The organism is Pseudomonas sp. Pdm06 (assembly GCF_014851795.1).
Classification (GTDB): Bacteria; Pseudomonadota; Gammaproteobacteria; order Pseudomonadales; family Pseudomonadaceae; genus Aquipseudomonas; species Aquipseudomonas fluorescens_AA.
In genome coordinates, this window is the sequence record NZ_JACVAH010000006.1 from 166002 (window position 1) to 179934 (window position 13933).

Here is a 13933-nt window from a genome sequence, read left to right on the forward strand (position 1 = left end):
TCTTGTTTTTATGCCCGTCTTGCAGGCCTGACTCATTTGCTCAGTTCGGCGCCGGTGGAGGTGGTGGCGCGCACGCCGCCTTGCCCCGCCAGGATCAGGTTGCCGTTGCCTGCCGCCGTGACGGCCGCCACGGAGATTCGGTCCGGACGGTTGAACACGCTGAAGGTCTCGCCGTCGTCGGTACTGCGCACCACGCTGCCGCCGTTGCCGACAATCACGATGGAACCGTCCGCCAGCAGCGTGGCACCCGACAGGCCGAATTCCAGGCTGCCCCGGGCGGCCTTGAGCTCGACCTGCTCCCAGGTGCCGCCAAAATCGGTGGAACGGTACAGGTTGCCGCGCAAGCCGTAGGCCAGCAGCGTCGAAGGTTGGGCGGTGCCGATGACCCCGAACAGCGAGCCTTCGTACGGGCCTTCGACCTTCTCCCAGGTCAGGCCCTCGTCGGCGGAGCGGAACATGCTGCCGGCCTCGCCGACAATGAACAGCCCGGCGTCTTTCACGGCCGCGATCGCATTGAGGTGGAACTGGTCTTCGTTTTCGAGGCGGTCGCTGGCGTCTTCCCAGTGCTTGCCGCCGTCGGTGGTTTCCAGCAGCGCGCCGTAGGCACCCACGGCAAACCCGTTGCTGGCGTCCTTGAACCAGACATCCAGCAGCGGCGCTTCACGGGTGAGGTCTTCGTATTGCTTGGTCCAGGTGCTGCCACCGTCGTCGCTGGCGAGGATCTGCGCGTCGTGCCCCACGGCCCAGCCGTGCTTGTCGTCGACGAAAAACACCGCGGTGAGCAGTTGGCGGCTCGGCACCTTGGCCTGGGTCCAGGACGTGCCCTGGTCGTCGGAATAGACAATGTGCCCACGATCACCGACCGCCACCAGGCGCTGGCCGGCATGGACCACATCGAGCATCAGGGTTTTGCTGGCCTTGGCCGATTCGACGGAATAGATGACATCGGACGTCGACGCCGCAACGGCCATCACCGGTGCCGACAACACCGCAGAGCCCAGCAGCGAGAGCGCCGAAGCCAGCAACGCGATTCTGCGCAGCATCGGCGGCCAGCAGCGGCCCACAGCCATGACAGGCTCATTCATAGACCTTTCCCCCATTATTATTGTTATGGCTTGGTACGTTGCCAGTCCTGGAGCATAGTCCTGAAACCTGCAATCTAGAGCCACTTCGGAAGCTGACCTATCCTATCGGGCTTTCGAAAGGTCTGACAATCGACGCCGCGTTATCTTTTGTTAACCAAGAGGGTTGGCGCTGGGGGTGAATGGCGGGGTATTCGGTGGGGTGATAGCTGTATTTCAAAGGAGGATCGGTGTTGCCCCATTCGCGAGCAAGCCCGCTCCCACATGGAATCTGCGGCGAACACAAAGCTCGTGTGCACTGAAAATCCCATGTGGGAGCGAGCTTGCTCGCGATGGGAGCACCGCGGTCCGCCAGGCAGACCGCGGCATCAAGGTCACGCCAGGCTCTTGCTCACCACCTCGAACACATCGGCCGACAGCCCGCCGGACGCCAGGATGCGTTCCAGTTCGCCCTTCATCAACGCCTGGCGGGCGCTGTCATATTTGCGCCAGCGGGTCAGTGGCGCCAGCTGCCGCGAAGCGATCTGCGGGTTGAAGCCATTGAGCTGGATCACCAGGTCCGCCAGGAAGCGATAACCCGAACCGTCGGCGGCGTGGAAGTTGATCAGGTTCTGCCCGGCGAACGCGCCGACCAGTGCCCGGACCTTGTTCGGGTTCTTGATATTGAACGCCGGGTGTTCCATCAGCGCCTTGACCCGTGCCAGGCCACCGGGCAACGGGCTGCCGGCCTGGACGCTGAACCATTGGTCCATGACCAGCGGGTTGCCCTTGAAGTTTTCCGCGAACACTTCCAGGGCCTTGGCCTTCTCGGTCTCGAACGGCGAGTTGACCAGCACCGCCAGCGCGGTCAGGCGTTCGGTCATGTTGTCGGCGGTGTCGAACTGCTCCAGGGTCGCGCTCAGCACCTCAGGCTTGCCGGTGAGCATCAGGTAGGACAGCGCGATGTTCTGCAACGCGCGGCGGGCGAAATGCTCGGCCTCGGCCACGTATGGCGTGCGTTTCGACAGGTCGCGGTTGGCTTCATAACGCAGCCACAGCGCTTCGAACAGGTTCTCGGCCAACTGCTGGCGGGCGAACTCACGGGCGGCGTGGATCGCCTCGACGTCGGCCACTTCGCTGATTTCGGCCAGGTAGGCTTCGCTGGGCAGCGAGAGCATTTCCGCGACCATGGCCTGGTCCAGGGATTCGTCCGACAACACGCTACGCTGCGCACTGACCAGGCGTGGATCCAGCGTCAGGCTGGCGCCCTGCTGATGTTGGGCGATCAGTTCCTGCAACACCTGCACCGACAACTGCTGGCCGGCATCCCAGCGGTTGAAGCCGTCGCTGTCGTGCTGCATCAGGAACATCAATTGGTCGCGGTTGTACGGGAAGCTCAGCTTCACCGGCGCCGAGAAACCACGCAGCAACGAAGGCAGCGGTTGTTCGGCGACGTCGACGAAGGTGAAGGTCTGCTCGGTTTCAGTCACCGAGATCACCCGGGACGTACCGTTTGCCGCCGCTTCACCGGCCAGCCGCAACGGGATCTCGGCGCCTTGGCTGTCCAGCAGGCCCAGTTCCACGGGAATCACGAACGGCAGCTTTTCCTGCTTGTCCGGGGTCGGCGGGCAACTCTGGCGGAAGGTCAGGCTGTAGGTCTTGGCAGCGGCGTCGTAAGACTCGCTCACCGCCAGCCGTGGTGTACCGGCCTGGCTGTACCACCGTTTGAACTGGGCCAGGTCGACGCCGTTGGCATCTTCCATGGCCTTGATGAAGTCGTCGCAGGTCACGGCCTGGCCGTCGTGGCGTTCGAAGTACAGGTCACTGCCCTTGCGGAAACCCTCAGGCCCCAGCAGGGTGTGGATCATGCCGACCACTTCCGAGCCCTTTTCGTACACGGTCAGGGTGTAGAAGTTGGAGATCTCGATAAAACTGTCCGGACGCACCGGGTGGGCCATGGGGCCGGCGTCTTCGGCGAACTGGTGGGTGCGCAGGTACGCCACGTCCTGGATGCGCTTGACGGTGGCGGAGTTCATGTCGGCCGAGAACCCGGCGTCGCGGAACACCGTGAAACCTTCCTTGAGCGACAGTTGGAACCAATCACGGCAGGTCACGCGGTTGCCCGACCAGTTATGGAAGTATTCGTGGGCAACGATCGCCTCGACCCGCTGGTGCGCGGCATCGGTGGCGGTTTCGGCGCGGGCCAGCACGGCGCTGGAGTTGAAGATATTGAGACCCTTGTTCTCCATGGCGCCCATGTTGAAGTCGTTGACCGCGACAATCATGAAGATGTCCAGGTCGTACTCGCGCCCGTACACCTCTTCGTCCCAGCGCATCGACTTCTTCAGGCTGGTCATGGCGTGCTGGCATTTGTCGATGTTTTCCGGCTCGACGTAGATGCGCAGCGCCACATTACGCTCGGTCATGGTGGTGAAGGTGTCTTCGACGCACCACAGGTCACCGGCCACCAGGGCAAACAGGTAGGCCGGTTTCTTGAACGGGTCTTCCCAGGTCGCCCAGTGCCGGCCGTCTTCGCCGGGGCCGCTGGCAATCGGATTGCCGTTGGACAGCAGCACCGGATAGCTGTGCTGCTCGGCCACCACGGTGGTGGTGAACTTGCTCATCACATCCGGACGGTCGAGGTAATAGGTGATCTTGCGGAACCCTTCGGCCTCGCACTGGGTGCAGAACATGCTGCCGGATTTGTACAGGCCTTCCAGGGCGGTGTTGGTTTCCGGATGGATCCTGACGGTGGTGTCGACCGTAAAGGCCTGGGCCTTGGGGTGCACGGTCAGATGATTGTCGTCCAGTTGATAATCGCCCTGCCCCAGGTCGGCATCGTCGAGCTTGAGCGAGATCAATTCAAGATGCTGGCCATCGAGCACCAGCGGCGGCAGCCCGGCGCCGCGCTCGGGGTTGCGGCGCATCACCAGTTGCGCATGGACCAGGCTGTGGTCCTCGAACAACTCGAAGGTCAGGTGTGTTTCGTCGATCAGGTACTCGGGGGCCTGATAGTCCTTGAGGTAAATCATCTTCGGTTGTTCGGTGCGCATGGGTCGAATCCTTCTACTGATGCACGGCGAGCTGGTAGGCCGTGTACTTACGAATGTTGATCACGCCAGTGTCGAAAATCAGGTATTGGCCCTTGATCCCCAGCAGCGTGCCTTCGGCGATCGGGTTCTTGTCCAGGTTGAAGCTGACGATCTTGGCCGGGTACTGCTCCACCGGATAACGAATCTCGATGGGCTCGACGTCCGCTATGGTCTGGATCGCTTGCAGGCCGAATCGTTCCTGCAAGCCCTGCAATCCCTGGGCGCAGCTTTCGAACAGCGCGTCGCGGATCGCCGGCAGGTCCACCGCTGTCGCATCGCCCTTGAGCAAGGCGCGCCAGTTGGTCTTGTCCGCCACCTGGCTGCGGAACAGGTCCTCGACAAACCCTGACTGCTGGCGCGTGGCGACCCGCAGGATCGGCAGCGCCTGGCTGGCGCCCTGGTCCAGCCAGCGGGTCGGCAGCTGCGTGGCACGGGTGATGCCGACCTTCACACCGGAGGAGTTGGCCAGGTAGACCACATGGTCGGTCATGCAGAATTGCTCGCCCCAGGCCGGGTCACGGCAAGTGCCCGCGTCGAAATGGCAACGCTCCGGGCTCATGATGCACAGGTCGCACTGGGCCAGCTTGGTCATGCAAGGGTAGCAGTAACCCTGGCTGAAGCTGGTCTTGGTCCGGCGTCCGCAATGGGTGCAGTGGATCGCACCGAGGTACTCCAGGCGGATCGTGCTGCCGATCAACGGGTTGACCGGCACCTCGACCTCGTCCAGGCGAAAGGCGTATTGAACGGTCGGCCCGTCAAGGCGTGCCGACATCTTGCTGATTGCACCGCGGCCAATCTCGATCAATGGATGGCGTCCGACTTGAACAGGATATTGGGCACTTCGGTCGACTTCGACTGGCATTCCTGCGGACCCATGTAGCCGGTGCGCTCGTCTTCGGGCAGGTTCTGGATTTCCCAGGCGATCATGGCCTGCAGCGACAACTCGCGCTGCTCGGCGGTGAGCTTGTTGCCGTCGGCCCATTTACCGATTTCCACGGCCAGTTTCAGGCTCTTGTAGATATCGGGGGTGATGTTCTTGATCATTTCATTGAAGGAAGACATGGGTTCTCCGCGCAATCGCGCATTCTCAAAAGGCACAGGCGCCGGTCAAAGGGCCATTTTACGGCGAGCGAACAGCCCGCCCAACAAGCCCGTGAAGCACCCGACGAGCAGCCCGCCGACGTGGGCCGCATTGGCGATTTCACCGAAGCCGATCAGCGAAACCAATCCGGACAGGCACAGCAGCAACCACACCAGCATCATCACCAGCACCCCACGGGGCAAGTGATAGGCCGGGTTCGGTGCGAGCAGTTGGTAGATCCAGCAATGGCCCAGCAGGCCGTACAGCACACCGGACAAGCCGCCGAACAGCGTCGGACCGCTGAAAAAGTACTGGGCGAAATTGGAGACGAGACTGAACAACAGCGTCAGCCCCAACAGGTTGATACCGCCCTGGCGCGCTTCGATCCGCCGCCCCAGTTCCCAATACCACATGCCATTCATGGCGATGTGCAGGAAGCCGAAGTGAATCAGCATCGGCGTTACCAGGCGCCACCACTGCCCCGCCGCCAGGCTATCGCCCAGCGGCGTGAACTGGATGTAATCGCCAACGACGCGAAACTCGAGGAAGGTCAGCCAGCGTAGCGTCGCAAGATTCTCCCCCAGCAGGGTGACCGCGCTGACAATCAGGCTCAGCAACAGCACCAGGGCCGTCACTGGATGGCGGGTCAATTGCTGGACGAACCCGGCTCGCCGGGAAGTGCCCCCCGTGTCTGGCAGTTCCAACTGCTGATCGGGATCGCCGGCGGGAAAACGGGCGTACAACGCACGCACGTTCTCGCTGATTTCATCCGGCACCCAGAGCACCTGCTCACCCGCCTCTTCGCTGACCCGATGGGGCACCTGCATGCGCTGCAGCAGCTTGACGAAGCCGCTCAGGTCCACTGCCAGGGGCAAGCGCAGAACCGCGACGGCACTCATTGCACCACCTCCGGTCGCTCGACATCGACCCAGACAAACTTGTGCGGATCCAGGCGGGTTTCCTGGTCGAGGCGATAGGCGACCAGCTTGCCGTAGAGCACCGCGCTGTAATCCAGGCAGGCCAGGTTCGGGCGGATCGGCGCAGGTTTGCCGCTGCGCCAATAGTGACCGACGAACAACAGCGGCTCATCGACGCCATAGCGCAGCAGGTTGTTTTTTTCATCCGACGACAACGGCGTGCGAGCCACCGGTTCCGGCAAGGCGTCGGGCTGGAACACGATGTCGCCGTAAGTCTGCGGGTTGTCTTCCCAGAACTTGGTGCGGAAAAACGAACGGGTCAGGCCATCGCCCCCCGTCAGCGTCAGGCCGTGGGGCAGGCGCATGTCCGTGCCGCGCAGCAAGCGATCGAACACCGTGCAGGCAAAACTGCCCGGTTGCGCCGAGGCCTGGAGGAAGTGCTCGTCGACACAACCGTCCGGGAACAGGCCCCGCAGCGGTTCGATCAGGCCGGCATCCCAACAGGCGTGCACCACCCGGAAGCGGCCAGCGTCGACAAACAGCGGCAACTCATAGAACCATTCGAGAAAGTCATGCCAGTCGCCGGGATGCTGCTCAAACTGGGTCAGTGTCTCGTTGAGCAGGCGGGCATGGCGCGGCGTGTGTTCGCGCACGTAGCGCTGGCCGCTGCCCGGCAATGCCGGTGTGCTCCAGCCCAGGGCGTTGAACTCGTGGTTGCCCATGATGCACAGCGCTTGGCCGGCCATGACCATGTCATGGACGATGTGCAGCGCCTCGCGGATCCGCGGGCCACGGTCGATGATGTCCCCCAGGAACACGGCCATGCGCGACGGATGCCGCCAGACCCCGCCCTGCTTGTGGTAACCGAGTCGGTCCAGCAGGTGTTCCAGGGTCAGGGCGCATCCGTGCACGTCACCGATCAAATCGTAACTGCGCGCAGGATCGAGCATCAGTCGCCTCCACCCCCCAACCGACTGCCCCAGCCAAGCTTGGTCCGGCAGACTTCGTAGTAATTGTGATCCAGCGGATGGATCAGGCGCAGCTTCTGCGCTTTTTTGCTGACGGTGATGGTGTCGCCCGGCGCGCAGGTGAAATGGTTCTGGCCGTCACAGGACACTTGCGGGTAGATCTGCATATCCTTGGACACGACGATTTTCAGCTCACTGTTACCATCGACCACGATCGGTCGCCCAGACAAGGTATGGGGGTACATGGGCACAATCACAATAGCGTCGAGCTTGGGATGCATGATCGGCCCACCGGCCGACAGCGCATAGGCGGTGGAGCCGGTGGGAGTGGCGACGATCAGGCCGTCGGCTTTCTGGCTGCAGACGAACTGGCCGTCGATGTACAGCTCGAATTCGATCATCCGCGTGGATTTACCGGGGTGCAGCACCACGTCGTTGAGGGCATCGCCCTGGCCGATGGCCTCGGCATGACGGCGGACCTCGGCCTGCAGCAGGAAGCGGTTTTCCACCAGGTAGTGGCCGTCCAGCACCTCGGCGACCTTGATCTCCAGCTCGTCGGGGCGGATATCGGTGAGGAACCCCAGGCTGCCCCGGTTGATCCCCAGCACCGGGATGTTGTGTCGTGCCAGGGCCCGGGCGGCCCCCAGCAGGCTCCCGTCGCCGCCGACCACGATGACCATGTCACAGACTTCGCCGAGCATCTTGCGCGACGACGTCTGCAGGCCATGGCCCGGCAGGACTTCGGCGATGGTATCTTCGAGGATCACATGCAGGTGCCGCTCCAGGAGGAAACGTTTGAGACGGCGAACGGTGTCCAACACCTGCGAACTGCCCAGGCGACCGATGATGCCGATATTGCGAAATTGCTCCATGAGGCTCCTGCGAGGGTCTGCGGCGGGCGAAAAACACGATTATGGGCGAAAGCGCGCCGTAGACAAAATCCTTTAAGCCTTGCCCATGGCGCAATGCTGTTCATCCAAGGTTTAGCTGAACCACTGTGGCGAGGGAGCTTGCTCCCGCTGGACTGCGAAGCAGGCCCCTTGGGGCGGTGGCCGTGCAACCGAGCGGGAGCAAGCTCCCTCGCCCACGGGTTCTTTACTTTCCTGGAATGAACAGCATTGGCCGCATAGCGGCTATGCTCGCAAAATGATCCTGTTCCCTGAATTGCTGGACTTGCCCCGACGCCTGCACCATCCCGAAGTGCGCGACCTCGCGTGGGCGATCATCGCCCCGCCGATGCTCATCGACACGCCCTGGCCCCAGCGCCATCCCCTGGCTGGCAGTGATTGGGTGCAGGAGCCTGGCCGATTGGAACACTGGCTGCGGCAACTGGACCGCGACAGCTATCCATTGCTGCACTGCCTGTCCCAAGGGCGAACGCGCCGCCTGGGCCTGTATTACGAAAGACTGTGGCAGTTTGCCGTGCAGCATGCCCCAGGCATCGAATTGATCGCCGCGAACCTGCCGATCCGACGCGAAGGCCATACCCTGGGGGAACTGGACCTGTTGCTGCGTGATCGCGACGGCATCCACCACCTGGAGCTGGCTATCAAGTTGTACCTCGGGCCCCAGCACGGAAACGGGCTGGACGCCGCGCAATGGCTGGGCCCGGGTTGCCATGACCGGCTCGACCGCAAGCTGGCGCATCTGCGCGAGCACCAACTGCCGATCTCCGCCCGCCCGGAAAGCCGCGAGGCCCTGGCGGCACTGGGGATCGAGCCTTCGGGCCTCGAACTGTTTCGCTCCGAACTCTGGCTGGGCGGGTATTTGCTCTACCCCTGGCCGGGCCAGGCCGAACCACCGGCCGGCGCCCACCCCAGGCATTTACGCGGGCGCTGGCTGCATCAACGGGACTGGCCTGCGTTCATCGCCCAACGTCCGCCGGGTCGCTGGCAACCCCTGCCCCGCGCCGCCTGGCTGGCCCCGGCGCATTATCCTGCCGAGCAAACCTGGAGCACCGCGCAACTGGAGGCCTGGCGAATGGCCCTGGACCCCATGGCGCCGGCGCAATTGATGGTGCGCCTGAGCGAAAACGCCGAGGGTGAGTGGGAAGAAGCCGAGCGGGTGTTCCTGGTGGCGGATCGTTGGCCGGATGTGCCGGGCGGTGGCTGAGCCTTGTGCTGCCTGTCAGGCCCTCATCGCGAGCAAGCTCGCTCCCACATTGGAAAGCACTTTTCTGCAAAAGTGAGTTCCCACACTGGAATGCACGCCCTTGTGGGAGCGAGCTTGCTCGCGATGAAGCCAACTCGGTTCTAGAAGGACAACCGCACAGCCAGCGCCGCCAACGTCACCAGCAACACCGGCACGGTCAGCACAATCCCGACCTTGAAGTAATACCCCCAGCCGATCTGGATGTTCTTGCGCGCCAGCACATGCAGCCACAGCAACGTCGCCAGGCTACCAATGGGCGTGATTTTCGGGCCCAGGTCGCTGCCGATGACGTTGGCATAGATCATCGCCTCCTTCACCGCCCCGGTGGCCTGGCTGGCATCGATGGACAAGGCGCCGATCAGCACCGTCGGCAAATTGTTCATGGCCGACGAGAGCAACGCCGTCAGCACACCGGTGCCCATGGCCGCGCCCCACACGCCATATTCGGCGAAACCGTCGAGCCAGTGGGCCAGGTAACCGGTCAGCCCGGCGTTGCGCAGGCCATAGACCACCAGGTACATGCCGAGGGAAAAGATCACGATCTGCCAGGGCGCTTCCTTCATTGCCTTGCGGGTGGAGATCTTGTGGCCGTGGGCCGCGACCGCCAGCAGCAACGCAGCACAGACCGCCGAGATCGCACTGATGGGAATCCCCAGCGGCTCCAGGGCAAAGCAGCCCAGCAGCAGGATCACCAGCACCGCCCAGCCGGCATAGAACGTCGCCTTGTCGTGGATCGCCGTCGCCGGATCGTCCAGTTGATCGGGGTCATAGTCGCGCGGAATGTCGCGGCGAAAGAACCACAGCAGAATGGCCAGGCTGGCCGCCACGCTCACCAGGTTCACCGGCACCATGACCGCCGCGTAGCGGTTGAAACCAATGCCGAAGAAGTCCGCCGAGACGATGTTCACCAGGTTCGACACCACCAGCGGCAGGCTCGCACTGTCGGCAATGAAACCGGCGCCCATCACGAACGCGAGGGTCGCCGCCGGGGAAAACCGCAGGGCCAGCAACATGGAGATCACGATAGGCGTGAGGATCAGCGCCGCCCCGTCATTGGCAAACAACGCCGACACCAGCGCCCCCAGCAACACCATGAACGCAAACAGCTTGCGCCCGCTGCCCTTTCCCCAGCGGGCCACATGCAGGGCCGCCCAAGCGAAGAACCCCGCCTCGTCCAGCAACAGGCTGATGATGATCAGCGCGACGAACGTCCCGGTGGCATTCCAGATGATCTGCCAGACCAGCGGGATATCACTGACCTGCACCACCCCGCTCAACAAGGCCAGCACCGCACCCAGCGTCGCGCTCCAGCCAACGCCCAGCCCCTTGGGCTGCCAGATCACCAACGTAATGGTCAGCAGGAAAATCAACGACGCGATCAGCATGCGCAACAGCCTTGGAAAAGGGATGGGAAAGAAGGACTCAGCAGCAACGCGCCACCGGACGATCAGGCATGGCATTCAAGCGCTGCACGTCCGCTGTCAGCCAGGCAGCGCTGGCCGCCAACGCCTGCTCCAGCATCGTACCGACCCAGGCCGGTAACTGCGGGTGCTGGCGGTAATAAACCCACTGCCCCTGGCGTCGGTCGCTGAGCAACCCAGCGTTGCGCAATTGCGCCAGGTGCCGGGAGATCTTCGGCTGGCTCAGGCCCAGCGCGGCGGTGAGTTCACAGACACACAACTCGCCTTCACGGGCCACCAGCAACGCAATGCGCGTACGGGTGTCATCGGCCAGGGCCTTGAAGACATCGACGGGATTGGGGGAGTCGGGCATGGCGTGGGAAGCCTGGGATGAGCGAATGGCGAATATATGGATATTCGAATACTCAGTAAAGCCCTGGATAGGTCGCGCAAAACGCTTTTGTGGCGAGGGAGCTTGCTCCCCCTCGGTTGCGCAGCGACCGCCCAAAGGGGCCTGCTGCGCAGTCCAGCGGGAGCAAGCTCCCTCGCCACAGGTTTATCTGAAATCCCGGGTATCAGGCCTTCTTATGTTGCTCGACCCACTTGCCATAGGCATCGATGAATTTCTGCAGGAACGGCCTGACGGACTCCGACAGGTTGCCCGCCTCGTCGAACGCCGTCCCGGCGTTACTCAGGTAGCCTTCCGGCTGCTGCATGCAGGGCACGTCAAGGAACACCAGGGACTGGCGCAAATGATGATTGGCGCCGAAACCGCCAATGGCACCCGGCGAAGCGCTGATCACCGCGCCCGGTTTGCCACTCAGGCAACTCTGGCCGTAGGGACGCGACCCCACATCGATGGCATTTTTCAACGGCGCCGGCACCGAACGGTTGTATTCCGGCGTGACGAACAACAAGGCATCGGCCGCGCCCACCTGCTGACGGAAAGTGCTGTAGGCTGGCGGAGGGGAAACATCGATGTCTTCGTTGTAGAGCGGCAACTCGCCAATCTCGATGATATTCAGCTTGAGGTTGGCTGGCGCCAGGTCAGCCAGTGCCAGCGCGACCTTGCGGTTGATCGATGCCTTGCGCAGGCTGCCCACCAAAACGGCCACTGTGTAGACATTACTCATGAGAGGCTTCTCGACTGTCGGCTCAAAGGAGCCTGTAGTTATAGATGATCGGGGTGACAATTGGACCAGTGGAGCGACAAAAACCGGCCGGCTGGACTATTTTTTTCATGTAGGAAAACTTACCGCGCTTGACCAGGGTCTACAGAACCGCAAATCGAGTGATTTATTTCCAGAGGTTCTAAGCAATGGCAGCAGTACTTGTCGGACAATTTCATGCGCGGGACGCCGAAGGTCGCGTCTATTCAGTGCATGAGTTTCAGGAATCGACCCCGTCGCCCGACGGAAACGGCAAGGAGCCTGTCACTACCTATAAATTGGCTATCGGTGATCGAGTCAACAAACTCGACGACGGCAAATTTATTCTCGTGCAATCTCAAATCGAATTGACGCGCGAACCGGAAACGCCACTGCCCACTCAAACGCCCGCTGAAACGCAAATAGCTTCATAACCGTTGGTTATGAGCAGAAGTCATACCCGGACTTGGGTTAGGATTCAGCCAATCAATGGCTCACCCGCCGAACATGGACTTCTTGCATGCGTTTACGCCACATCGAAGTGATCCAGGCGCTGCTGCAGACCGGCCACCTCGGCACGGCGGCCGAATGGCTGCAACTGCCGGTGGCGGAGGTCGAGGCGATATTGCGCGATGCCGAGGCCCAATTGGGTTTCATGCTATTCGCCAGTGTGCGCGGTCGTTTGCAGGCGACCCGGGAAACCCTTGAATTACGCGACGGCATCACGCGGGTGTACGACACCCTAGAACCGGTGCAGCGCCTGGCCAGCAGCCTGAAACACCATCAGGCGGCGCCCTTGCGCATTATCTGCACACCACCGCTGGCCCAGCAGTTGCTGCCCCAGAGCATCGCCGCCTTGCGTCGTCGCCATCCGGATGCGCCGTGCACCCTGCTCAGCCGACCGACCCGCGACATCGTCCATAGCCTGCTGTTGCGCGAAAGCGACCTGGGCCTGAGCCTGCACGACCCTGAACATCCCGACATCCATTGCCAGATGATCGCCCAGGGCAAACTGCAGTTGCTCGCGCCCCACGGCTGGCTGCAACCCCGTCAAAAATATATTTCGCTTCAGGACCTGGCCGGCCAGCCGTTGGTGGGCCTGGATGGCCATGACCCGCTGAGCCCTGCATTCGAGCATAAACTGGCGGCGCTGCGACCGGCACCCATGATCCAGCTCCGCGTCCAGACCCATCAGATGATGCGCGCCATGGTCGAGGCCGGCGAAGGCCTGGCCATCGTCGACCCGTTCACCGCCTCAGGCGCCAAGGATGGCGGCCTCGACGTCTGCCCGGTATCGCCCGCCATCGCGATCAGCCTCTATGCCTTGAGTCTCAACGGCGCACCCTCTTCACCCGCCCTTCAATCGCTGCTGGAACGGGTTACGGAACAAGCCGAGGCGTTGCTGAGCCACTGATCGACATGCCCAGTGGGTCGTCGAACAGCCGGTACCAGAACAGCGCGACTTCGGCGGTATGCCGGTCAATGCCGCGATAGCGCAGGTGATCGATACCACCCAGCACGTAACCGCAACGCTCATAGAGCCGACAGGCGCCCAGATTGTTGTTCTGGGTCTCGAGCATGATGCCCGGCAGTTTTTTCTTGCGACTCCAGAACTGGGCGACATCGAGCAACGCCTTGGCCACTCCGTGGCGACGGGCCGGGGCGTGTACCGCCAGCTCGTCGATGTGGGCATAACCGTTCCAGTTGGTGCTGACCACCAGGTGCCCGACGGGCTGGTCATCAAGGTAGGCCATGAAGATCTCGCTGTCCGGGGCATCGCGGAAGCTGCTGAACTCTTCGGGATCGATGCCATAGCACTTGCGATAGGGAACGATGGGCGTCACCGGCCATTGGCTGACGGGACGGCCGATCTGCGCCGTCACGTAGTCGCTGACTTCAAAGCTGAAATCACTGCCCCAGATGTAGGCGGCAAAGCCATCATCGACGATGCGCACCGACAGCCCGGGGTGCTTGGGATTCATGACCGGTTGCATACTGGGGAAGGTCCTCATTCCTTGAAGCACCCAACGGCGTGGTGCCATCCATTGCCCTTGTCTTTCAAATCATCACACATCAAGCGGAATCCGTACCGTAGCCTGCCCGTTACCTCAGGGT

14 protein-coding genes are annotated in these 13933 nt (G+C 62.4%); 3 read left to right on the forward strand and 11 right to left on the reverse strand.

Annotation, left to right across the window (positions count from 1 at the left end; genetic code table 11):
• Positions 1 to 32: 32 nt before the first annotated feature.
• From IB266_RS12405 to IB266_RS12435, 7 genes are all read right to left on the reverse strand, one after another.
• Positions 33 to 1085, reverse strand: a complete 1053-nt coding sequence (locus IB266_RS12405; RefSeq protein WP_192261359.1) for a WD40/YVTN/BNR-like repeat-containing protein — start codon at positions 1083 to 1085, stop codon at positions 33 to 35.
• Between the two features lie 371 nt (positions 1086 to 1456).
• The gene (gene pepN / locus IB266_RS12410; RefSeq protein WP_192261360.1) at positions 1457 to 4114 is read right to left on the reverse strand and encodes an aminopeptidase N; all 2658 of its coding nucleotides are present in this window, start codon (positions 4112 to 4114) and stop codon (positions 1457 to 1459) included.
• Between the two features lie 13 nt (positions 4115 to 4127).
• The gene (locus IB266_RS12415) at positions 4128 to 4958 is read right to left on the reverse strand and encodes a DUF2797 domain-containing protein (protein ID WP_072404542.1); all 831 of its coding nucleotides are present in this window, start codon (positions 4956 to 4958) and stop codon (positions 4128 to 4130) included.
• Positions 4955 to 5215 (reverse strand): YeaC family protein, encoded by a 261-nt coding sequence (locus tag IB266_RS12420; RefSeq protein ID WP_060741982.1) that lies wholly within the window; start codon positions 5213 to 5215, stop codon positions 4955 to 4957. The genes IB266_RS12415 and IB266_RS12420 overlap by 4 nt, the downstream gene beginning before the upstream one ends.
• 45 nt (positions 5216 to 5260) lie before the next feature.
• Positions 5261 to 6133, reverse strand: a complete 873-nt coding sequence (locus IB266_RS12425) for a rhomboid family intramembrane serine protease (RefSeq protein ID WP_060741981.1) — start codon at positions 6131 to 6133, stop codon at positions 5261 to 5263.
• Positions 6130 to 7104 (reverse strand): metallophosphoesterase, encoded by a 975-nt coding sequence (locus tag IB266_RS12430; RefSeq protein ID WP_192261449.1) that lies wholly within the window; start codon positions 7102 to 7104, stop codon positions 6130 to 6132. Before IB266_RS12430 ends, IB266_RS12425 begins: the two co-directional genes overlap by 4 nt.
• Positions 7101 to 7991: an NAD(+) kinase gene (locus IB266_RS12435; protein ID WP_003180647.1), complete on the reverse strand. Its 891-nt coding sequence runs from the start codon at positions 7989 to 7991 to the stop codon at positions 7101 to 7103. Before IB266_RS12435 ends, IB266_RS12430 begins: the two co-directional genes overlap by 4 nt.
• 274 nt (positions 7992 to 8265) lie before the next feature.
• Here IB266_RS12435 and IB266_RS12440 point away from each other — a divergent pair, with 274 nt between their 5' ends.
• On the forward strand, positions 8266 to 9231 hold the full coding sequence (locus tag IB266_RS12440; RefSeq protein WP_192261361.1) for a DUF1853 family protein: 966 nt from the start codon (positions 8266 to 8268) through the stop codon (positions 9229 to 9231).
• A gap of 140 nt (positions 9232 to 9371) precedes the next feature.
• On the opposite strand, the gene IB266_RS12445 is transcribed toward IB266_RS12440, so the two are convergent.
• From IB266_RS12445 to IB266_RS12455, 3 genes are all read right to left on the reverse strand, one after another.
• Entirely contained in the window at positions 9372 to 10655 is a 1284-nt protein-coding gene (locus tag IB266_RS12445) for an arsenic transporter (RefSeq protein WP_060741978.1), read from the reverse strand.
• A gap of 37 nt (positions 10656 to 10692) precedes the next feature.
• Entirely contained in the window at positions 10693 to 11043 is a 351-nt protein-coding gene (locus tag IB266_RS12450; RefSeq protein WP_192261362.1) for a metalloregulator ArsR/SmtB family transcription factor, read from the reverse strand.
• A 202-nt stretch (positions 11044 to 11245) separates the two neighbouring features.
• On the reverse strand, positions 11246 to 11803 hold the full coding sequence (locus IB266_RS12455; protein WP_072404556.1) for an NADPH-dependent FMN reductase: 558 nt from the start codon (positions 11801 to 11803) through the stop codon (positions 11246 to 11248).
• A gap of 185 nt (positions 11804 to 11988) precedes the next feature.
• On the opposite strand from IB266_RS12455, the gene IB266_RS12460 reads away from it, so the two are divergent.
• Both IB266_RS12460 and IB266_RS12465 read left to right on the forward strand, forming a co-directional pair.
• Positions 11989 to 12252: a hypothetical protein gene (locus IB266_RS12460; protein ID WP_081015420.1), complete on the forward strand. Its 264-nt coding sequence runs from the start codon at positions 11989 to 11991 to the stop codon at positions 12250 to 12252.
• An 86-nt stretch (positions 12253 to 12338) separates the two neighbouring features.
• A complete protein-coding gene (locus tag IB266_RS12465; protein WP_192261363.1) occupies positions 12339 to 13232 on the forward strand; it encodes a LysR family transcriptional regulator in 894 nt (297 codons plus the stop codon).
• On the opposite strand, the gene IB266_RS12470 is transcribed toward IB266_RS12465, so the two are convergent.
• Positions 13198 to 13812, reverse strand: a complete 615-nt coding sequence (locus IB266_RS12470) for a GNAT family N-acetyltransferase (RefSeq protein WP_103308052.1) — start codon at positions 13810 to 13812, stop codon at positions 13198 to 13200. The genes IB266_RS12465 and IB266_RS12470 overlap by 35 nt on opposite strands.
• Between the last annotated feature and the right edge of the window lie 121 nt (positions 13813 to 13933).

Excerpts from the sequence above, each read along its gene's own strand:
- IB266_RS12405 (WP_192261359.1), bottom strand. The coding sequence starts at position 1,085 with ATGAATGAGCCTGTCATGGCTGTGGGCCGCTGCTGGCCGCCGATGCTG.
- pepN (WP_192261360.1), bottom strand. The coding sequence starts at position 4,114 with ATGCGCACCGAACAACCGAAGATGATTTACCTCAAGGACTATCAGGCC.
- IB266_RS12420 (WP_060741982.1), bottom strand. The coding sequence starts at position 5,215 with ATGTCTTCCTTCAATGAAATGATCAAGAACATCACCCCCGATATCTAC.
- IB266_RS12425 (WP_060741981.1), bottom strand. The coding sequence starts at position 6,133 with ATGAGTGCCGTCGCGGTTCTGCGCTTGCCCCTGGCAGTGGACCTGAGC.
- IB266_RS12435 (WP_003180647.1), bottom strand. The coding sequence starts at position 7,991 with ATGGAGCAATTTCGCAATATCGGCATCATCGGTCGCCTGGGCAGTTCG.
- IB266_RS12440 (WP_192261361.1), top strand. The coding sequence starts at position 8,266 with ATGATCCTGTTCCCTGAATTGCTGGACTTGCCCCGACGCCTGCACCAT.
- IB266_RS12445 (WP_060741978.1), bottom strand. The coding sequence starts at position 10,655 with ATGCTGATCGCGTCGTTGATTTTCCTGCTGACCATTACGTTGGTGATC.
- IB266_RS12450 (WP_192261362.1), bottom strand. The coding sequence starts at position 11,043 with ATGCCCGACTCCCCCAATCCCGTCGATGTCTTCAAGGCCCTGGCCGAT.
- IB266_RS12455 (WP_072404556.1), bottom strand. The coding sequence starts at position 11,803 with ATGAGTAATGTCTACACAGTGGCCGTTTTGGTGGGCAGCCTGCGCAAG.
- IB266_RS12460 (WP_081015420.1), top strand. The coding sequence starts at position 11,989 with ATGGCAGCAGTACTTGTCGGACAATTTCATGCGCGGGACGCCGAAGGT.
- IB266_RS12465 (WP_192261363.1), top strand. The coding sequence starts at position 12,339 with ATGCGTTTACGCCACATCGAAGTGATCCAGGCGCTGCTGCAGACCGGC.
- IB266_RS12470 (WP_103308052.1), bottom strand. The coding sequence starts at position 13,812 with ATGCAACCGGTCATGAATCCCAAGCACCCCGGGCTGTCGGTGCGCATC.